Genomic DNA, 20,589 nt, shown 5'->3' on the forward strand with positions numbered 1-20,589 from the left:
GTCGTCCGCAGTAGGTCAGGGGGATTTTCACAGGCTCTCAGGTGAGGGTTTTGACACCGGTAGGCGTACCCAGCAGCAGGACATCGGCCGGGCGCATGGCGAACAGGCCGTTGGTCACCACGCCGACGATGTCATTGAGCGTCCTTTCCAGCTCCACCGGATTCATGATCTGCAAGCCGTGCACGTCGAGAATCACATTGCCGTTGTCGGTCACGAAACCCTCACGATAGGCGGGCTGGCCGCCCAGCCTCACCAGCTCGCGCGCCACATAGGAACGCGCCATGGGGATCACCTCGATGGGCAGCGGGAACTTGCCCATGATGTCCACCAGTTTGGATTCGTCGGCGATGCAGACAAACTGCCGCGCCACGGCGGCGACAATCTTTTCGCGCGTCAGCGCGCCGCCGCCGCCCTTCATCAGGTGCAGGTATTTGTTGGCCTCGTCGGCGCCGTCCACATACACGTCGATGCTGCCGACCGCGTTGAGATCCTCCACCGGAATGCCGTGGCCCTTGAGGCGCTGGGCCGAGGCCTCGGAACTGGCCACCGTGGTTTCGACCTGCCCCTTGATGGTGGCCAGCGCATCGATAAAAAAGTTGGCCGTGCTGCCGGTGCCCACGCCCACGATCATGCCGGGCTTGATGTATTCGAGAGCGGCCTCGGCCACTGCCTTTTTCATTTCGTCTTGATTCATTATTCGTTCCTTTCAGGACATCCCTAGTTGCCACCCAAACGCGCACCAAGGTCGCGGTATTATAGACCATGTTTCCCGTCACCCGCCAAAGCACCGATGCGCGGCAGACCTCGCTAACACTGACAGAATAACAGCAAGCTGATACCTTACGCCCATGTTCAAAGACTACGTAGAAAAAATCCGCAATGCCCGCGTCTACGACGTGGCCAAAAAGACCCCGCTGGAACCGGCGCCGGGCCTGTCGGCACGGCTCAATAATCGTGTCCTGCTCAAACGCGAAGACCTGCAGCCGGTGTTTTCGTTCAAGCTGCGCGGCGCCTACAACAAGATTACCCGGCTCAGCGACGCGCAGCGGCATAGGGGCGTCATCGCCGCCTCCGCAGGCAACCACGCCCAGGGGGTTGCGCTGGCCGCCCAACGGCTGGGACTGAAGGCGCTCATCGTGATGCCCAAGACCACCCCGGAGATCAAGATCCACGCCGTGGAACAGATGGGCAGCGAGGTGATCCTGCACGGCAACGCCTACGATGATGCCTTCGAGCGCGCCATGCAGGTTGCCGAACAACGCGGCATGACCTTCATCCCACCCTACGACGACCCGGACGTAATTGCCGGCCAGGGTACCGTGGGCATGGAGATCCTCGAACAGCATGCCGCGCAATATGCCGCAGCGGATGCGACGCACAGCAACCGCTCCATTCACGCCATTTTCGTGCCCGTGGGCGGCGGCGGGCTCATCGCCGGCATCGCCGCCTATGTCAAAACCCTGCACCCGGCGATCCGCATCATCGGCGTCGAACCCGAAGACGCGCCCTGCATGCACGCCGCACTGGCCGCCGGCGAACGGGTGTTGCTGGGCCAGGTCGGTATCTTTGCCGACGGCGTCGCCGTGCGTCAGGCCGGCGCAGAACCCTTTCGCATCGCCCGCGAAACGGTGGACGAGATCATCCTCGTGAAAACCGATGAAATCTGTGCCGCCATCAAGGACATCTTCGACGACACCCGCTCCATCACCGAACCGGCCGGCGCACTGGCCGTGGCCGGACTGAAAAAATACGTCGAGCGCGAAGCCATCCATGACCAGGACCTGATCGCCATCGACAGCGGCGCCAACATGAACTTCGATCGCCTGCGCCACGTCGCCGAGCGCGCCGAAATCGGTGAGCGCCGCGAGGCCCTGCTCAGCGTCACCATTCCCGAGCAGCCCGGCAGCTTCCGCAAATTTTGCGGCATCATCGGCCTGCGCGGCATCACCGAGTTTAATTATCGTTATGCCGATCCCAGCCAGGCCCATGTATTTGTCGGCGTACAGATGCACGGCCGCGACACCGAAAAAGACGCGCTCATCGAGGAGCTGATCAACGACCACTATTCTGTGTTAGACATGACCGACAACGAAATGGCCAAGCTGCACATCCGTTACATGGTCGGCGGCCACAGCGCCGGGCGTGTCGCCGATGAGCGCCTGTTCCGCTTCCAGTTCCCGGAACGGCCCGGCGCCCTGTTGCGGTTTCTCAATCGCATCGGCGAACGCTGGAACATCAGCCTGTTTCACTACCGCAATCACGGCGCCGCGTATGGCCGGATCCTGGCGGGGATTCAGGTGCCGGCGGAAGACACCGCGGAGTTTCAGGTGTTTCTGGACGAATTAGGCTATGAGGCCTGGGAAGAAACGGATAATCCGGCCTACCAGCTGTTCCTGAGCTAGCCAGTGGACATCACACGCATACAGCAACAGGCCGAACAACTCTTTGCCAGGCTGGTTGACTGGGTGACCAGCCCGGTATTTTATGCCCAGCTCGGTTTCATCATCGTCGCCATCATTCTGGCCTACGCCCTCAGCCTGCTGCTAAGGCGCCATTCCCCCCTGCTCCGAGAGGCCCCGCGCGAAGGCCCGCTGCACTTCCTGCGCAACGGCATCTACCAGGCCCGGGACCTGCTGTTTCCGCTGTTCGTTATTCTCCTCATGACGGCGGCCGTCGACCTCAGCGAATACATTCTCCGCCAGGCCTGGCTGGTGCGCATTGCCGAGGGCCTGGCGGTGGTGCTGATGATCTACAGCGTGATCTCGCGCTTTATCGTCAACCGGCTGGTTCAATCACTAGTGAAATGGATTGCGATTCCTATCGCGATCCTGCAGGTCTTTGGGCTGCTGGATAATGCGGTTGGCTATCTGGAATCCCAGTTCGTCGAGATCGGCAATATCAGGATATCCGCCTATGGCGTGGTGCGGGTGATCATCTTCGGCGCCGTGCTTTTCTGGCTGGGCCGCATCTCCAACACGCTCGGACAGCGGGTGATACGCCAGCAGGCCCATCTGGAAATAGGCACCCGTGAGATCTTTGCCAAACTGTATCAGGTCGGCCTGTTTGTGGTGATTTTCATCCTGTTATTGCAGGTCATGGGGGTCAACATTACGGCCCTGGCCGTGTTTGGCGGGGCCCTGGGGGTAGGGCTGGGTTTTGGTTTGCAGTCCATCGCCTCCAATTTTATCTCCGGCGTGATCCTGCTGCTCGACCACTCGCTGGCGGTGGGTGATTACATCGAACTGGAGGACGGACGCGTGGGCACCATCCGCGAGCTGAACATGCGCTCCACCACCCTGGAGACCTACGACGGCAAGGACATCATGGTGCCCAATGAACAGTTCATTACCAGCAGCTTTACCAACTGGACGCACAAGAACAAGAAGCAGCGCTATACCATTGAGCTCCAGGTGGCCTACAGCACGGACCTGCACACACTGTTCCCCCTGCTCCGGGAGGTCGTCTCCAGCCATCCCCAGGTGCTCAGTGGTCCGCAGCTGCCCGTTGAAGAGCGTGCCGATGCGGAGATAAAGAGTTTTGGCGAATCGGGCGTCAACATCCTGATCGAATTCTGGATGGAGGGCATCGATGACGGCGAGCACCGGGTCGGCGCCGATCTGCTGCTGATGATCTGGGATACCCTGAAGCAACACAAGGTCGAGATCCCCTTCCCGCAACGCGAGGTCAGGATCGTCACGGTGGGGCAGGGGTCAGGCCCGGAGCCGGTTTAGGAATATCGTCTTGAAAGAGTGCCGGAGGGGACAGACCTTAGGTCTGTCCCCGGTTCGGTTCAAAACCGAATCACCCGTTCAGCACCAGGGTCCCCACCAGCTGCTCGACCTCGGCCAGCCCATGGCGCTCCAGGTAATCGACAATCCCGTCGTTGATCTTCTTGCACACCAGCGGGTCATAAAACAGCGCCGTACCCACACCCACCGCCGAGGCGCCGGCAATCATAAATTCAATGGCGTCACTGGCGGTGCAGATGCCGCCCTGGCCGATGATGGGGATGTCGTGTCCCTTGCACACCTGGTAGACCTGATGGGTCTTTAGCAGGGCCACGGGCTTGATGGCCGGGCCTGACAGGCCGCCCTGGTTATTGCCGATCACCGGGGTGCGCGATTCCACGTCGATGGCCATACCCATCAGGGTATTGATCACCGCAAAACCGTCGGTGCCCGCCTCGATGCAGCGGCGGGCGTTTTCGGCGATATCGGTCTGGTTGGGCGAGAGCTTGGTAATCAGCGGCTTCTTGGTCTGTTTGCGGCAGGCCTCCACCACCCGCGCGGACATGTCCGGATCATTGCCGAAGGCCACCCCGCCCTCCTTGACGTTGGGACAGGAGATATTGATCTCCATGGCGTCGATGTCGGAGTCGTCAAACAGCCGGGCCACCTCGGCGTATTCCTCCACCGTGGAACCGGAGATATTGGCGATGAAGCGCGTCTCTGCAAAGTCCAGCGTAGGCAGGATCTGGCTGATGACATGCGCGGCGCCGGGATTCTGCAGGCCGATGGCGTTGATCATGCCGGCCGGGGTCTCGGTCACCCGGTGCGGCTGATTACCGAGTCGCGGCAGCAGCGTGGTGCCCTTGAGACACACGGCGCCGACATCGCGATTGGTAAAGCCCCTGACCCGTGTGTATTCTTCGCCAAAGCCGACACAGCCGGATAACAGCACGATGGGCGAGTCGAAGCGCATACCGCAGAATTCGGACGCCAGCATGGATTGTTGCGATTTGTGCACCATCAATTCTCTACCCTAATTTATGCCTTTGGAGTTGCCCGCCAGCCTATGTTCCACGTCGTTCTTTTTCAACCCGAGATCCCGCCCAACACCGGCAATATCATCCGCCTGTGCGCCAACTGCGGTGCACAGCTACACCTGATTCGCCCGCTGGGCTTCGAGATGTCCAATAAACAGCTGCGCCGCGCCGGGCTGGATTATCACGAATTTGCCGAGGTGCAGATCCATGACGACTTTGCGTCCTTTGTGCAGCAACTCAAACCCGCGCGCCTCTTCGCCTGCTCCACCAAGGGGCGGCAGGATTATACCGCGCCCGACTATCGGGCGGGGGATGCCTTTTTATTTGGACCGGAGACGCGAGGCCTGCCACTGGAGATCCTGGAGGAATTACCGGCCGGGCAGCGCCTGCGCATCCCGATGCTGCCCGACAACCGCAGCCTGAACCTCGCCAACGCCGTGGCGATTATCGTCTACGAGGCCTGGCGACAACAGGGTTTTGCGGGTGCGGTCGAACGGTAATCCAGAATATAGAACTCACCACGGGGATGCGTGAAGGCTGACAGGTGGGAAGGCCACATCCCCGCAGTGAGTAAACCTTTTATGCGGCCTGCTCTTCCTCGGCCGCGCTGTGATCGGTGATGACTGCGCCGGCGGCCCCGGCGGCAGCCGGTGCCTCGCCCGGGCGCTGCTGCCGCTCATAGAGGAATTTCAGCACCTCGCTGCGGTAGTGGTTATAGGCCGGGTCATCCGCCAGGCGGATACGGTTGCGCGGGCGCGCCAGCGGGACATCCAGGATTTCACCCACCGTGGCGGCCGGGCCGTTGGTCATCATCACGATGCGGTCGGACAGCAATACCGCCTCATCCACATCGTGGGTGATCATGATCACGGTATTGCCCAGCGCAGCATGGATCTCCATCACCGAGTCCTGCAGGTGGGCGCGGGTCAGCGCGTCCAGCGCCCCGAAGGGTTCGTCCATCAGCAACACCCTGGGCTCCATGGCCAGGGCGCGGGCGATCCCTACCCGCTGCTTCATACCGCCGGAGATCTCCGACGGCAGTTTGTGTTTGGCATGGGTCATCTGCACCAGGGCCAGGTTGTGCTCAATCCACTCCACCATTTCCGCCCGGGTCTTGCGGCCCTTGAACACCTGCTTCACGGCCAGCTCCACATTCTGATAGGCAGTCAACCAGGGCAGCAGGGAGTGATTCTGGAACACCACCGCCCGTTCCGGGCCCGGCTCATTGACCTCCCGGCCATCCAGGATCACGCCACCGGAGGTCGCCTCATAGAGTCCCGCTACGATATTCAGCACCGTGGATTTACCGCACCCCGAGTGGCCGATCAGCGAAACAAACTCCCCGGCGTGCATTTGCAGATTGAAATTGTCCAACGCCCGAAAGGGGCCGTTGTCGGTGGGAAAGTCGATACACACCTGTGACAGTAATAGATGTTCTTTGCTCATCGTAAATCTCCTGAAACATTCAACGCCAATGGCGCGGTTGATCATCGCTATCGCGTGTTGCGCTGCGTGATGTGGTTAGCGAATCATTGCGCCCTTGTCCCATGACACCCGGCGCTGCAGGGACAGCATCAGGCGATCCAGCAAAAAGCCGATCAGTCCGATCACAAACACGGCCACCATGATGCGGCCCAGGGAGTTGGAACTGCCGTTCTGGAATTCATCCCACACAAACTTGCCCAACCCCGGGTTCTGCGCCAGCATCTCGGCGGCAATCAGCACCATCCAGCCGATGCCCAGCGACAGGCGCAGCCCGGTAAACATCATCGGGATGGACGAGGGCAACACCACTTTGATCACCTGGGTCATCCAGTTCAGACGCAATACCCGGCTTACATTGATCAGGTCCTTATCGATGCTCGCCACCCCCACGGTGGTATTGATCAGGGTCGGCCACAGACAGCACAGGGTGACGGTGATCGCCGAGGTGACGAACGACTTCGAAAACAGCGGGTCGTCGCTCACGTACACCGCGCTCACCACGATGGTGACTATCGGCAGCCACGCCAGCGGCGAGACCGGCTTAAAGATCTGGATCAATGGATTCATTGCCCGATACAGGGTGGCATTCAATCCGCAGAGTATGCCGAGGGGAATCGCGATCAGACTGCCCAGCAGAAACCCGGTCGCCACCGTCAACAGGCTGGTAAAGATCTGGTCGATGAAGGTCGGCTTGCCGGTGTAGGGGCGGACCTTTTCCACCGCAGCGGGATTTTCGGCCAGCTTTTCCAGATAGCGCTGTTTCTGCCGCGCATAAAATCCCGCCTCCCTCTCACGCTCGGCAACATGCTCATCCAGCAGCCCCATCGCCTGCGACCAGACCTGGGCCGGCCCCGGCAGCTGACCCAGGGAGGTCTCGATCTGCGCGGCCCCTACATTCCACAGCAACAGAAACAACACAAAGGCCACCACGGGGGCGACCGTTGCCTGCATGACACCCTTCAAGCGTGCTCGTAACCAGACCAGCCCGTCCGGCATCTGCCTTTTAAGGGGCACACGCTCGCCCTTTATCTCCTCACTGACTTCTGCCGTATTCATAGCTCACCTGTCGCCTTCTTTGTCTTGTCTAAAAGTCTTGTCTAAAAGTCTTGCCTGAAAAATCCATCATCGCCGAGCACTGCCTGTTGGTAATGTTTTCCACACGCCTTCCCGAGCGCCCCCTTCGGCCCGTAGTACCAGCGAAGGGGAATACCAACAGGCGTTCACCCGCTATTTCACTTCATCCTTGTCCTTCAGCCCGATATCAAAACTGGACAGATAGGCATTGGGTTGATGGCCGTCATAGCGAATGCCATCAATGAAGTGGGTCTGTGGCGCACGGAATCCATCCTCTTTCTCAAACTCGGGAAAGTCCTTCGCCGTCAGCTTGCCTTCGGCAATCAACTCCTTGGCGGCGGCGGCATAGATGTCCGGGCGATAGACCTTGCGGGCAATCTCCATGAACCAGCTGTCCGGTTTCGGCTCGGCGATCTGCCCCCAGCGGCGCATCTGGGTCAGATACCAGATCGCATCGGAATAGTAGGGATAGGTCGCGTGGTAACGAAAGAACACGTTGAAATCCGGCACCGCACGCTTGTCACCCTTTTCGTATTCAAAGGTGCCCGTCATGCTGTTGGCGATCACCTCGTAATCCGCGCCCACGTACTGGGATTTGGCCAGGATCTTCACCGCCTCCGGACGATTGGCGTTGTCGTTGGCATCCAGCCACTGCGCCGCACGAATCAGCGCCTTGACCACGGCCTTGTGGGTATTGGGATATTTTTCCGCCCACTCGCGGCTGACGCCGAACACCTTCTCCGGATTGTTTTTCCAGATCTCATAGTCCGTCACCACCGGCACGCCTATACCCTTGAATACCGCCTGCTGATTCCACGGCTCACCCACGCAGTAACCATAAATCGTTCCTGCCTCCATGGTTGAAGGCATCTGCGGCGGCGGGGTGACTGACAGGAAGACATCGGCACCCAGGGTTCCCGAGGTGTCGCCCTTTTTGGGCGCGTAATAACCGGGATGGATGCCGCCTGCCGCAAGCCAGTACCGCAATTCGTAGTTATGGGTGGAGACCGGAAACACCATTCCCATCTTGAAAGGCTTGCCTTGCGCCTTATAGCTTTCCACTACAGGCTTGAGCGCGTCGGCCTTGATCGGATGCACGGGCTTGCCGTTTTCATGCGGCACGTGCTTTTTCATCTGCGCCCAGATGTCGTTCGATACCGTGATCGCGTTGCCGTTCAGGTCCATACTGAAGGCGGTAATGATGTCTGCCTGGGTGCCGAAGCCAATGGTCGCACCCAGCGGCTGGCCCGCGAGCATGTGCGCGCCATCCAGCTCACCATCGATGACACGATCCAGCAACACCTTCCAGTTGGCCTGCGCCTCGAGGGTGACATACAGACCTTCGTCCTCAAAAAATCGTTTTTCGTAGGCGATGGCCAGGGGGGCCATATCCGTCAGCTTGATAAAGCCAAATTTGAGCTCCTCTTTTTCCAGCCCCGCCGCCTCGACCACCGAGCGTGGCGACAACATCGCCATGCCGTTGAGGGCGACCACCGCCGCGAGCGCTGCCAGCCCACCTCTCATATATCCCCGGCCTGCCGGTCTCGATATTCCTGCACCACGACTCACCCATAATCTTTTCATCACTTTCTCCACCTTTGTGTCTGCCTGTTGATTTAAAAACACTAACGCTCACCATCCTGTTTTTTAATGGTTGTCTTCCAGCAAAAATGCCGCAAAAAAAAGCGTCCACCTGTCTAGCAATTACTCGCTATACCAGTGGACGCCGTTGTCCGTGCAGACGCGCCCTGGCGGTCAAGCTCACCGCCTCGTTCGCGAATCGTGCGCCGAATCACCCGCCGTTGGGTGATCGGGAAACCTTGTTGGCCTGCCTCGTGCCGGCCGTTGTCTCTATCTGTTTATTGCTCAGCTTATGGCCTCACCTTATGGCCTCGCCGCCTAGCTCGCCTCGAACAGCGCCGCAGTGGCCACCACGTTCTCCGCCACCTCGGCCATGCGCTGATTACGATCCATCGCCAGCTTGCGCAAGCGGCTATAGGCCTCGTCCTCGGTGCAGCCCCGTCGCGCCATGATCACACCCTTGGCGCGATCAATGGCCTTGCGCCCCGCCAGCACCTGTCGGGTGTCGGCCAGCTCCCTGCGCAGACCGCTCATCAGGGCAAAGCGCGCCAGGGCGGTATTCACAATCGGTTCGATGCGCTCGGACTGCAGCCCATCCACCACATAGGCGCTGACGCCACACTGCATGACCCGCTCCAGCAGCTCCCGCCTATCCACCTCGACAAACAGGACCACGGCCAGGGGCTGCACGCGATTGAGTTCGGCGATCCTGCCCAGCAGGATGGCGTTCGCCGTCCTCAGGTTCAACACCAGCAGCCGCGGCGCGTGTCGTTGCACCGCCGCCAGCAGGTCCTCGCCCGGATCCTGCTCCGCCACCACCTCGTGCCCCGCCGCCTGCAGCCCCTGTCGCAGCAGCTGACTGGCGGCCGGCACTTCATTCAGCAGAATAGTCTGTATGCCCATATGCCCGACCTTTACTGGTGGACCATCCCGCTGGGGATGGCCGAGCTTGTCTCACGAGTGCATTGCAACAACCGTACCAGCACCGGAGATCTACACAGAATCAAACAGTTAGCGGATAAAGGCCTGCCCCTCGCAGGGGATGGAGCCGCCGACAGGCATCGCTTTTGCACACCATGACGGCCTCGCGCACCAAATGTGGGCGCAGACAAAGGGGGAAGGAAATAAGGGGAAAAGGGGATGATCCATGCCGGAGCGGCCGGCGGTCGATACGCCCGTGACGTTCATGGAGTCACGCGCTGTCCGTACAGCGCCTTTTCGATACGGCGGCACGCGGGAAATGGCTGTGGAGAAAAAACCCCTATGTAATCAATGCCCTATATGGGCGCGACGATAAGGATGTGGCCTAGCTCAACTCTGGTTTCTGGTCACGATTCAGCAGCGCCTGGACGGCGTCTTTTGGTGCGCGCGCCTCATACAGCACGGCATAGACCTGTTCGGTGATAGGCATGTCCACGCCCTGGCTCAGGGCCAGATCGTGTACCTCGCGGGCGGTCTGTACCCCTTCCACCACCTGGTCGATGCCGGCCAGCGCCTCTTCCAGCGGCCGGCCCTGCCCCAGGGCCAGGCCCAGACGCCGGTTGCGTGACTGGTTATCGGTGCAGGTCAGCACCAGGTCACCCAGCCCGGCCAGGCCCATGAAGGTCTCGCGGTGGCCGGCCTGTTGGCTACCATTCTGGCCACTCAGCCGCTCACCCAGGCGCATCATCTCCGCCAGGCCACGGGTGATGAGCGCGGTGCGCGCATTGGCGCCAAAGCCCAGACCATCGGAAATCCCCGCGGCGATGGCGAGCACATTCTTTACCGCGCCGCCCACCTCAACGCCGATCACGTCGTCACTGGTGTAGGCACGAAAGGCCTTGCTGTGCAGGCGCTCGGCGATATCGTGGGCAAAACGGGCATCGCGAGAGGCCACCGTCACCGCGGTGGGCAGGCCTTCGGCCACCTCACGGGCAAAGGTGGGGCCGGAGACCACCGCGGTGGGCACGCCCTCACCCAGCACCTCGTGCGCCACCTCGTGCAACAGCTTTCCGGAGCCGGATTCCAGCCCCTTGGTGGCCCACAACAGGCGGGCATCCTCTGTCAGGAATGGGCGCAGCGCCGTCAGCACCGCGCGAAAGGCATGGCTGGGCACCACCACCAGAATGTCACGCGCACCCCGCACGCAGGTCTCAAGGTTGGTGCTGATAACAATCCGCTCCGACAGGGGGATGTTCGGCAGATAACGCTGGTTTACCCGCTCACGGGCCAGCTTGGCCATCATCTCGGGGTCATGACCCCACAGCACCACCGGCCGGTCGCTGCGCGCCAGCTGGATCGCCAGCGCCGTGCCCCAGGAACCGGCGCCCAGGACCGTGATCGGCCGCTCTGCCTGATTCACGGTCTGGCCACCCTCAGGGCCTGTGAAAACAGCGACGGCCACGGTCGGCCGGCGGTTGTCTCTCGGGATTTCAGGGTCCGCACAGGGTGCGACGCTGTTCGTCTGGGCATGCGCCTAATGTACCTGCTCCTTGCTGTCGGCCGCGCCGGCCTGATGCTGGGCCAGCAGGGCATCAAAATTCACCGGCGCCAGTAACAACTGCGGAAAACCGCCCTTGCCGATGATGTCGGAGATGGCCTCACGGGCATAGGGAAACAGGATGCTCGGGCAGTAGCTGCCCTTCATGTGCCCCTGTTCGGCATCGCTGAAGCCCGCCATGGTGAACACGCCCGCCTGATGCACCTCGGCCAGGTAGGCCGTTTTGCCGCCCAGCTTGGCGGTGACCGTCACGGTCAGCACGATCTCGTGCACATTTTCCGCCAGCGGCTTGCCGCCGGTGCCCAGCTCGACATTGATGTCCGGCTTCCACTCGGCGGTGAAGATCTCCGGTGAATTTGGCGTCTCAAACGAGGTGTCCTTGAGGTAGATCTTCTGCAGACCAAACTGTTGTTCGTTCGGCTGGCCGGCAGCAACGCCGCCTGGGTTTTCTTGCTCTGACATGATGGTGGTCCCAGTAATAATTTCGGAAATGAAAGGGGTGTTGCAGCCGCCCAACTGCTGCCGGCCGCCTGAATCAACGGGCGGATTCTAACAGGTTGTTGAAAAAGTCTCAGGTTGGTGGGTGCAGCGGCGCGATTCGGCCTAGCAAGGTCACTGGTGAATCATCCCCGGGCCTTGCGGCCCGCCGGCCGCGGGTCACGCCTGCTGACGCACCCAGGCCAGCAGCTGCGGCAGTTGCAGCGCCCCGGACAGACGCGCCACCTCCCTGCCCTGCCGAAACAGCAGCAGGGTGGGGATGCTGCGGATATTCCACTGTGCGGACAGGGCCTGCTCCTGTTCGGTGTCGATCTTAACCAGCCGCAGCTGGGGTTCGAGTTGCCGGGCGGCCTCGGCAAAAACGGGCGCCATCATCTTACAGGGCCCGCACCAGGGGGCCCAGAAATCCACCAGCAGCGGCAGATCGCTGCGACCGAGATGGCGCTGAAAACGGGCCTGGTTGAGACTCAACGGCGTGCCGGTGAAGAGGGGCTGGTGGCAGGCGCCACACTGGCCACCGGCGGCCAGCTTCTCCTGCGGCACACGATTAATGCCATCGCAATGCGGACAGGCAATGTGCAGATATTCACTCATGCGGGCGGAGAATGGGCCTACTCGGCGAGGCCCAGCAACTCATCCAGCTCGCCATCCATGTCCAGATCGACGAGGTCGTCAAAGCCACCAACGTGGCGCTCGCCGATAAAGATCTGCGGCACGCTGTCGCGCCGGGCGCGTTGTTCCATCTCTTCGCGTTTACCGGCCTCTTTATCGATGCGGATCTCGGTAAACTCCACCCCCTTCTTGCCGAGCAGACTCTTGGCGCCCGCACAGTAGCCACAGAAGGCCGCAGTGTAAATTACGATCTCGGGGGTGTTATTGTCATCGATCATACAAGGGGTACCTATTTGTCGTTGTGCGTCTTTTCGCTGGCGGCGGTCGCGGCGCCTGCCGATTGACTGGCCCGCGCCAGCAGGGCATCCAGCTCACCGCGCGCCTCCAGCTCATACATATCGTCGCAACCGCCGACGTGCGCATCGCCGATAAATATCTGCGGCACGGAGGTGCGCCCGGCGCGGGTCTCCATCTCTTCCCGCCTTTCGGGGTAGGTATCGATGCGCACCTCGGTGTAGCCCACCCCTTTCTGATTCAGCAACTCAATGGCGCGTGTACAAAACGGGCACTTGCGCGTGGTGTAGACCAGTACATCCGGTTTCGCGGCGCCGGGCTGTGCCGCGGTGTCCGCCGACGGCGCGCCGCTCTCGGTATTTGTTATCTGCGCCACTTCCTGCTTCACCTCGGCAGCCATCGGCCGGGGGGGGACACCCGCCCTGGTGGTTACCGGCAGGTTGGCCCGCTCCCAGGCCAGCATGCCGCCACCCAGATTGTGCACCTCGGTAAAACCCTGCTTTTTCAGCTTGCTGACGGCCTGACCGGAGCGCGCGCCCGAGCGACACACCATCACAATACTGCTGTTCTTGTAGGCCTGTAATTCGTTGATGCGGTTCTCCAGCACCCCCAGAGGAATGTGCATGGCATTCATCACGTGTCCCTGCTGGTATTCCTTGTCGGTACGCACATCCACCACCAGGGCATCCTGGTGATTAATCAGCTGAATCGCCTCGGAGGGCATCAGCAGGCTGACCGCGCCCGGACCAAACCAGGTGCGCGCCAACAGAAATAGAATAACGACCAGGGCGAGAAACAGTTCCCAGTGACCCACAATAAAATTGCCTATCTGCTGCATACCAAGCCTTTACTCATTCCAGAATTCAACCGACAACAGGCCACCCGACAGCGGCGGCGATGATTAACGCCCACAATTTATAGTGAGGGTCCGCCGCCGCAATCGACAGCATCCACGATCGATAACATCGGCCACGGACTGCATGGACTACCGACAAAACGCGCGAAAGCGGCGCATAATAAAGAGGTTACAACAGAAATGCACCACCGATTGCCGCGTTCGGTGGGCCAGAAACGTAGATCAGGGAAATCACCGCAGCGGATAACGCAGCCCAGCCCGCTATTCCACCGAGCAGAAGACTTCGCGCATCATGCTGATCAATTTCAGGGTGCGGGCATCGCCGACCCGATAAAAAACACGGTTCGCATCCTTGCGGGACATCAGGATGCCCTTGTCGCGGAGGATGGCCAGATGTTGGGAGATGTTGCTCTGCGAGGTGCCGACCAGGGTAACGATGTCCTGCACGCTGACCTCCTTATCACCCAATGCGCAGAGAATCTTGAGCCGCAACGGATGCGACATCGCCTTGATGGAACGCGAGGCGCGCTCGATGTCCTCGTCCCGGGTAATCAGATGATCCATTACATTCATGCCCCAACCACCTTCACAAAACGAATATTTGATGATTCTGTTTGCAGCAAAACCTGCATTAACATTTGCCTGGAACCGGCGCTATCACTAACCTGAATCCGTGGCTTAAACGTGGATGTCTGGTGCTAAGCTTCCGCTTCCTGCTCACGCCCCTCACCTACATCCATGTAGGCGAGATATTGGTTTCACAGGGGTTTCAAAAAATCCTAGCTTCACCCTTAGGTTAGGCGGGCATTTTTTGATCCGCTGTGGAATCAAGAGCTTGTGCCAGGCGCCGCGGTTAAGCCACGGATTCAGGTCTAAGCCAAGGCTTGAAAGCGGCCGGTTATCGACTATACAGTATTCAATCATTTGAGCAATTAATAATATTAATAGTAATCATTATTCTCTTTTCGGCGAAGCCAGTGTCACTAGTCCCCCGTGACGGCCATCGGCGCCCAAAAAGCGGCCGAACGCGCATTTCATCCCATCAGGAAATCATCTAAAATGGCCTGCTTACATCCGTTGGCGTGATCGACTCGCCTACACTATTTACATTCCATGCAGATACACAAATAAAGAGTAAATTCACACCCATGCCAAGCACACCCGCTCCTGTAATGACGATTATTCTCGACGGCTGGGGCTATCGCGAAGAAACCGAGTCCAATGCCATTGCGCATGCCCACACCCCCAACTGGGACGCGCTGTGGGAAACATACCCGCACAGCCTGATCAAGGGCTCTGGCCCGGAAGTGGGCCTGCCCAGCGGCCAGATGGGCAACTCTGAGGTCGGCCACCTTAACCTGGGGGCCGGGCGTGTGGTCTATCAGGAATTCACCCGGGTCAGCCGGGCCATCCGCACCGGTTCGTTTTTCACCAATCACACCCTCACCGATGCCGTGGACCTCACCATCGCGACCGACCGCGCCGTACACATCCTCGGCCTGCTGTCCGAGGGCGGCGTGCACAGCCACGAAGAACATATCTGCGCGATGGCCAAACTGGCGGTCGAACGTGGCGCCAAACACGTCTACCTGCACGCCTTTCTGGATGGTCGGGATACCCCGCCGAAAAGCGCCGAGACCTACATCCGCTCCATGCAGGACACCTTCGATGCGCTGGGCGGCGGCCGCTTTGCCTCCGTCATCGGCCGCTATTACGCGATGGATCGCGACCACCGCTGGCCACGGGTACAGGCCGCCTATGACCTGATCACCCAGGGCAAGGCCGACTTCGAGGCCCCCGATGCCCAGGCCGCGCTTGAGGCCGCCTATACCCGCGGCGAATCCGATGAATTTGTGCAGGCTACGCGCATTGTGCCCCCGGGCAAGAGCCCGGTGGAGCTGCGCGATGGCGACGTGCTGATCTTCATGAACTACCGCTCCGACCGGGCGCGCCAGATCACCCGGCCCTTCATTGAGCCCGGCTTCACGGAATTCGAGCGCGCGGCCACGCCCAAACTCGGCGCCTTCATCAGCCTCACCGAATACAGCGCCAGTTTTGATATCCCGGTGGCCTTTCCCCCAGATCGCCTCAACAATGTGTTTGGCGAATACATCTCCAGCCTGGGCCTGCGCCAGCTGCGCATCGCCGAAACGGAAAAATACGCGCACGTCACCTTCTTCTTCAATGGCGGGCGCGAGGCGGTCTTCGACGGTGAAGACCGCATCCTGGTGCCCTCCCCGGATGTCGCCACCTACGACCTGCAACCGGAGATGAGCGCCCCGGAGCTTACCGACAGGCTGATCGAGGCGATCCTCAGCAAGAAATACGACACGATTATCTGCAACTACGCCAACCCGGACATGGTCGGTCACACCGGTAATTTTGAGGCCACGGTCAAGGCCATCGAGGCGCTGGACGTGTGCCTGGGGCGCGTGGTCACGGCGCTGAAAAGCGTGGGCGGCGAAGCGCTGATCACCGCCGATCACGGCAACGCCGAACAGATGCACAGCAATGACACCGGCCAGGCCCACACCGCGCACACCACCAACCCGGTACCGCTGATCTACATCGGCCGCCCGGCGACCCTGGCCGAAACCGGCTCGCTGTGCGACGTCGCCCCTACCATGCTGACCCTGATGGGACTCGACATCCCCGAAGAGATGGGCGGCCACAACCTGGTCACCCTGGCGACCGATGACGTGGCAGGAGATGACGCCGCTTAAGTTGTCCGGCGCCGTGCCGCACGTCCATAATCGCCGCCGATGCGCAACCCTCTTCCTGCTGCTGTGCTGCGGCTGGCCGCTGCTGTCCACGGCCGAATCCACCACCGACCACAACACCGGTCTCAAGCTCGAACAGCTGCGCCAGCAGATCCAGTCCCTGCGCCATGAGCTGGACACCGACCAGCAACGCAACCGCGACCTCCGCTCCCAGCTGCGCGATACCGAACGCCACATCGGCAAGGTCGTCGCCCTGCTCAAAGGCCTCAACCAGCAGCTGCACCTACAACAGCGCGAACTGCAGAAGCTGCACCGGGCCCGCAAGACCCAGCAGGCAAATCTGCAGGTGCAACGGGTATCGCTCGCCCGACAGATCCGGGCCGCCTACACGATCGGCCAGCAGGAGTACCTGAAAATCCTCCTCAACCAGCAGGACCCCGCGGCCGTCACGCGCACCCTCACCTATTATGATTATTTCAACCGGGCCCGCCTGACCCGCATCCGCAGCCTCGACACCAGCCTCGCCGAGCTGCACCGCCTCGAACAGGCGATCCAGTCCGAAACCGCAAAGCTGGAACGCAACCAGCAGGAGCAGTCCGCGGAAAAGCAGCAGCTCGAACAGACCCGCAGCCAGCGGGCCGAGGTGCTGGCCAAACTCCAGCAGCAGATCCTGGCCAAGGGCGAACGCCTGTCCCTGCTGCAGGAAGATGAACGCCGTCTGCAACAGTTGCTGGATCGCCTCGCCACGGCCCCGCCGGCCGATACCTCACCGCCCACCGACGCCGCCCCCAGCAGCGAAGGCACCGAGCACACCCCCTTCCACACCCTGCGCGGCCGTCTGCAATGGCCCTCCGCCGGGAGGCTCACTTCGCGCTATGGCGGCGCCCGCAACGTCGGCAAGCTCAAGTGGCAGGGAGTCACCATCGACGCCCCGGAAGGCACCGAGGTCCGCGCCATCTCCCACGGCCGGATTGCCTTTTCGGACTGGCTGCGCGGCTTTGGCCTGCTCACCATCATTGACCACGGCGACGGCTACATGAGCCTGTACGGCGGCAATCAGAGTCTGTTCAAGGAGGTGGGCGACTGGGTGGAGGCCGGCGATGTCATCGCCAGCGTTGGCAACAGTGGCGGCAACAAGAACGCCGCACTGTATTTCGAGATCCGCCACAACGGCAAACCCACCAACCCCCTCAAGTGGTGCCGAAATGAGCCGAAACAGGTTAAACACTCTTGATCTCGCCTCCATTGCGCCCGCCCTCACGAGACTTTTTTACCGTACAGGGACTTTTCCTGCGCGACCCTCGTGCAGGCCGGTACAATATTCAGATCAATGAAAGTGCAGGTTTATTCACAAGTTAGGCGGAGTACTGCATAATCGGCCGGAATCCTTCAGCAGACATTGCACTGGTCCACCTTTTAATCAACCCAATCACGGCCTCTTGTTTTGAGACCCGGAGTCATCCATGAAATCGAACTATCGCACGCTGTTTGTGCTCCTGACCGGCATCATCCTCGGCGTCAGCCTGGCCATTGGCCAGGGTGTGTTTGCGGAGAAGAGCGCGGACAAAATCGTCGGCAAGCTCGGGCTGCCTCTGGATGAACTACGCAGTTTCACCGAGGTGTTTGCCCGCATTAAAAATGACTACGTGGAAGAGGTCAGCGACAAGACGCTGCTGGAAAATGCGATTCGCGGCATGCTCTCCGGGCTCGACCCCCATTCCAGTTATCTGGACCCCGAAAATTTCAAGGAGCTACAGGTCGGCACCTCCGGTGAGTTCGGCGGTCTCGGCATCGAGGTCGGCATGGAAGACGGCTTTGTCAAAGTCATCTCCCCCATTGACGACACCCCGGCCATGCGTGCCGGCGTGAAGGCCGGTGACCTGGTGATCCGCCTTGACGAACAACCGGTGAAGGGCATGACCCTGCATGAGGCCGTCAAGATCATGCGCGGCAAGGTCGGCACCGACATTGTGCTGACCATCATCCGCGAGGGCGAGGAAAAGCCACTGAAGATCACCATCACCCGCGACGTCATCAAGGTAAAGAGCGTGCGCGCCCGTACCCTGGAGGACGGCTTCGGTTATCTGCGCATTTCGCAGTTCCAGTCGCACACGGGTGAAAACCTGGCCGAGGCCATCGAGCAGCTGAAAAAGGAAAACGGTGGCACGCTCAAGGGCATGGTGCTGGACCTGCGCAACAACCCCGGCGGCGTACTGAATGCCGCCGTTGAGGTCAGCGACGCCTTCCTCGACTCCGGACTGATCGTCTACACCGAAGGCCGCATTGCGGACTCCGCCATGAAATTCAGCGCCACCCCGCGCCGCCTGCTGGATGGTGCGCCGCTGGTCGTGCTGGTCAACGGCGGCTCTGCCTCTGCCTCGGAGATCGTGGCCGGCGCATTGCAGGATCACCGCCGCGCCGTGATCCTCGGCACCCGTACCTTTGGCAAGGGCTCGGTCCAGACCATCCTGCCGCTGAATGACCAGACCGCGCTGAAGCTCACCACCGCGCGCTACTTCACGCCATCGGGTCGCTCAATCCAGGCGGAAGGCATCAAGCCGGACATCGAGCTCGAGGCCGTCAAGATCACCCGTCTGGAAGGCACGGGTGAGCGTGTCAAGGAGTCCGACCTGTCCGGTCACCTGCAAAACGGCAAGGCCGACAAAAAGCCACTGGACAAGGTGCCGGACGAAAAGGAACTCTCCTTGGCGCAAACGGATTACCAGCTGTATGAGGCGCTGAATATTCTCAAGGGTCTGGAAATTCTCGGCCGCCGCTAACACCAGGGGATGTCCGCGCAGGCATGATGGATAACGCACCACAACCTTCATGCCTGCCGCGCCGCAACGGATGGCCACAACGGCTATGCCTATGGTTATCCCTTGCGGCCACCGCCGGCCTCGCACAGGCCGAGACCACACCGGACAATCAGCCGCCAACCGGCTTACCACCGATCAGCATCGGCATCATCATCGATGACCTCGGTTACCTTAACCAACGTGATGCCCGCGCCGTGCATCTACCGGGCGCCGTAACCCTGGCCTTCCTGCCACAGACACCGCACGCCCATGAGCTGGCCACACTTGCGCATCGACTCAAAAAAGAGATCATGCTGCACCTGCCGATGGAATCCATGCACAACCAGCGCCTGGGTCCCGGCGGCCTGACCCTGGACATGACGGCACGGCAATTCACCAAACAGCTACAGCTAGACCTGGATTCGGTGCCCCATGTCGTCGGCGTCAACAACCACATGGGCAGCCTGCTCACCCAGCACCCCGGCCACATGCAATGGCTGATGCTGGAGCTGCGCAAACGCAACAATCTCTATTTTGTCGACAGCTATACCACCAAAACCAGCATCGCCCAGCAACTGGCTAACGAGAACTGGATACCCAATCTGCGCCGCGATGTTTTTCTGGACCACGACCGCAATCCGGAGATGATCCGCTTTCACTTTCGTCGCCTGATCAATAAGGCCCGACAGAACGGTTCGGCGCTGGCCATTGGCCACCCCTTCCCCGAAACCATGAAGGTGCTGGAGGAAGAGTTACCCAAACTGCGGGCACAGGGCATCCGTCTACTGCCGGTCTCGCAATTGGTACAGCAAACAATGGAGGATTCAAAACTATGGCAAGCGTACTTGTCCCACTAGCGCAGGGCTGCGAAGAACTGGAAGCCGTTACCATTATTGATCTGCTGCGTCGGGCGGGCATCAAGGTCACCACCGCCGGTCTCGATGCGCAACCGATACACGCCAGCCGCGGCGTGGTGCTGATCGCCGACACCACTCTGGATGAGGCACTGAAAAGTGACTACGACATGGTGGTGCTGCCCGGCGGCCTGCCCGGTGCCGACCACCTGGATCAGGATGCGCGCATTCAGGCCCTGCTCAAAAAGATGGCCAACAGCGAACGATTTACCGCTGCCATCTGCGCCGCACCCAAGGTGCTCGCCAGTGCCGGCCTGCTCGACGGCAAGCGCGCCACCGCCTATCCCGGCACGCTGGAAAAACTCCAGCTCAGCAACACCGACATCACAGCCGAGACGATCATGATCGACGGCAAGGTCATCACCTCACGCGGTCCCGGCACCGCCATGGACTTCGCCCTCACCCTCATCGAAACCCTGGTGGGTGCGGAAAAACGCCAGCAGGTGGAGACGGGTTTGGTGCGGCCCTAAGCTGACCCGCGACCCGCCTGCCTGGCGAGTCGCACCGGACCAG

The 20,589-nt window shown here is 60.7% G+C and carries 20 protein-coding genes and 1 pseudogene; 8 read left to right on the forward strand and 13 right to left on the reverse strand.

What is annotated here, in order from left to right; translation table 11 throughout:
* Window positions 1-37: 37 nt before the first annotated feature.
* Window positions 38-694: a ribose-5-phosphate isomerase RpiA gene (gene rpiA, locus RRB22_03040; protein ID MDT8383369.1), complete on the reverse strand. Its 657-nt coding sequence runs from the start codon at window positions 692-694 to the stop codon at window positions 38-40.
* A gap of 154 nt (window positions 695-848) precedes the next feature.
* Here rpiA and ilvA point away from each other — a divergent pair, with 154 nt between their 5' ends.
* Entirely contained in the window at window positions 849-2,402 is a 1,554-nt protein-coding gene (gene ilvA / locus RRB22_03045) for a threonine ammonia-lyase, biosynthetic (GenBank protein ID MDT8383370.1), read from the forward strand.
* 3 nt (window positions 2,403-2,405) lie between these two features.
* Complete coding sequence (locus RRB22_03050; GenBank protein MDT8383371.1) at window positions 2,406-3,731, forward strand: mechanosensitive ion channel; 1,326 nt, start codon at window positions 2,406-2,408, stop codon at window positions 3,729-3,731.
* Between the two features lie 70 nt (window positions 3,732-3,801).
* On the opposite strand, the gene RRB22_03055 is transcribed toward RRB22_03050, so the two are convergent.
* Window positions 3,802-4,749 carry a dihydroorotate dehydrogenase gene (locus RRB22_03055; GenBank protein MDT8383372.1) on the reverse strand — a complete coding sequence of 316 codons (948 nt, stop codon included), beginning with the start codon at window positions 4,747-4,749 and terminating at the stop codon, window positions 3,802-3,804.
* A gap of 45 nt (window positions 4,750-4,794) precedes the next feature.
* On the opposite strand from RRB22_03055, the gene trmL reads away from it, so the two are divergent.
* The gene (gene trmL / locus RRB22_03060; protein ID MDT8383373.1) at window positions 4,795-5,265 is read left to right on the forward strand and encodes a tRNA (uridine(34)/cytosine(34)/5-carboxymethylaminomethyluridine(34)-2'-O)-methyltransferase TrmL; all 471 of its coding nucleotides are present in this window, start codon (window positions 4,795-4,797) and stop codon (window positions 5,263-5,265) included.
* Between the two features lie 79 nt (window positions 5,266-5,344).
* Here the strand turns inward: trmL and RRB22_03065 are convergent, their stop codons facing one another.
* From RRB22_03065 to RRB22_03115, 11 genes and pseudogenes are all read right to left on the reverse strand, one after another.
* Window positions 5,345-6,211 (reverse strand): ABC transporter ATP-binding protein, encoded by an 867-nt coding sequence (locus tag RRB22_03065; GenBank protein MDT8383374.1) that lies wholly within the window; start codon window positions 6,209-6,211, stop codon window positions 5,345-5,347.
* Between the two features lie 75 nt (window positions 6,212-6,286).
* Complete coding sequence (locus RRB22_03070; protein ID MDT8383375.1) at window positions 6,287-7,201, reverse strand: ABC transporter permease; 915 nt, start codon at window positions 7,199-7,201, stop codon at window positions 6,287-6,289.
* A 276-nt stretch (window positions 7,202-7,477) separates the two neighbouring features.
* A complete protein-coding gene (locus RRB22_03075; protein MDT8383376.1) occupies window positions 7,478-8,800 on the reverse strand; it encodes a CmpA/NrtA family ABC transporter substrate-binding protein in 1,323 nt (440 codons plus the stop codon).
* Between the two features lie 423 nt (window positions 8,801-9,223).
* On the reverse strand, window positions 9,224-9,808 hold the full coding sequence (locus RRB22_03080; GenBank protein MDT8383377.1) for an ANTAR domain-containing protein: 585 nt from the start codon (window positions 9,806-9,808) through the stop codon (window positions 9,224-9,226).
* A 403-nt stretch (window positions 9,809-10,211) separates the two neighbouring features.
* Complete coding sequence (gene gpsA, locus RRB22_03085; GenBank protein MDT8383378.1) at window positions 10,212-11,246, reverse strand: NAD(P)H-dependent glycerol-3-phosphate dehydrogenase; 1,035 nt, start codon at window positions 11,244-11,246, stop codon at window positions 10,212-10,214.
* A gap of 114 nt (window positions 11,247-11,360) precedes the next feature.
* A complete protein-coding gene (secB, locus tag RRB22_03090; protein ID MDT8383379.1) occupies window positions 11,361-11,846 on the reverse strand; it encodes a protein-export chaperone SecB in 486 nt (161 codons plus the stop codon).
* 195 nt (window positions 11,847-12,041) lie between these two features.
* The gene (trxC, locus tag RRB22_03095) at window positions 12,042-12,476 is read right to left on the reverse strand and encodes a thioredoxin TrxC (protein ID MDT8383380.1); all 435 of its coding nucleotides are present in this window, start codon (window positions 12,474-12,476) and stop codon (window positions 12,042-12,044) included.
* Window positions 12,477-12,493: 17 nt separating this feature from the next.
* The gene (gene grxC, locus RRB22_03100) at window positions 12,494-12,772 is read right to left on the reverse strand and encodes a glutaredoxin 3 (GenBank protein MDT8383381.1); all 279 of its coding nucleotides are present in this window, start codon (window positions 12,770-12,772) and stop codon (window positions 12,494-12,496) included.
* 11 nt (window positions 12,773-12,783) lie between these two features.
* Entirely contained in the window at window positions 12,784-13,083 is a 300-nt protein-coding gene (grxC, locus tag RRB22_03105; GenBank protein MDT8383382.1) for a glutaredoxin 3, read from the reverse strand.
* A gap of 162 nt (window positions 13,084-13,245) precedes the next feature.
* Window positions 13,246-13,626 (reverse strand): annotated as a pseudogene (locus RRB22_03110) (rhodanese-like domain-containing protein).
* A 279-nt stretch (window positions 13,627-13,905) separates the two neighbouring features.
* Entirely contained in the window at window positions 13,906-14,217 is a 312-nt protein-coding gene (locus tag RRB22_03115) for a metalloregulator ArsR/SmtB family transcription factor (protein ID MDT8383383.1), read from the reverse strand.
* A gap of 575 nt (window positions 14,218-14,792) precedes the next feature.
* On the opposite strand from RRB22_03115, the gene gpmI reads away from it, so the two are divergent.
* The 5 genes from gpmI (at window position 14,793) to RRB22_03140 (ending at window position 20,546) form a co-directional block, all read left to right on the forward strand.
* Window positions 14,793-16,367 carry a 2,3-bisphosphoglycerate-independent phosphoglycerate mutase gene (gene gpmI, locus RRB22_03120; protein ID MDT8383384.1) on the forward strand — a complete coding sequence of 525 codons (1,575 nt, stop codon included), beginning with the start codon at window positions 14,793-14,795 and terminating at the stop codon, window positions 16,365-16,367.
* On the forward strand, window positions 16,354-17,598 hold the full coding sequence (locus tag RRB22_03125) for a peptidoglycan DD-metalloendopeptidase family protein (protein MDT8383385.1): 1,245 nt from the start codon (window positions 16,354-16,356) through the stop codon (window positions 17,596-17,598). The genes gpmI and RRB22_03125 overlap by 14 nt, the downstream gene beginning before the upstream one ends.
* 229 nt (window positions 17,599-17,827) lie before the next feature.
* Entirely contained in the window at window positions 17,828-19,144 is a 1,317-nt protein-coding gene (locus tag RRB22_03130) for a S41 family peptidase (protein ID MDT8383386.1), read from the forward strand.
* Between the two features lie 23 nt (window positions 19,145-19,167).
* Entirely contained in the window at window positions 19,168-20,019 is an 852-nt protein-coding gene (locus tag RRB22_03135; protein MDT8383387.1) for a divergent polysaccharide deacetylase family protein, read from the forward strand.
* Complete coding sequence (locus tag RRB22_03140; protein ID MDT8383388.1) at window positions 19,995-20,546, forward strand: DJ-1/PfpI family protein; 552 nt, start codon at window positions 19,995-19,997, stop codon at window positions 20,544-20,546. The genes RRB22_03135 and RRB22_03140 overlap by 25 nt, the downstream gene beginning before the upstream one ends.
* The last annotated feature ends 43 nt before the right edge of the window (window positions 20,547-20,589 follow it).

It is taken from the genome of Gammaproteobacteria bacterium (assembly GCA_032250735.1).
GTDB lineage: Bacteria > Pseudomonadota > Gammaproteobacteria > SZUA-152 > SZUA-152 > SZUA-152.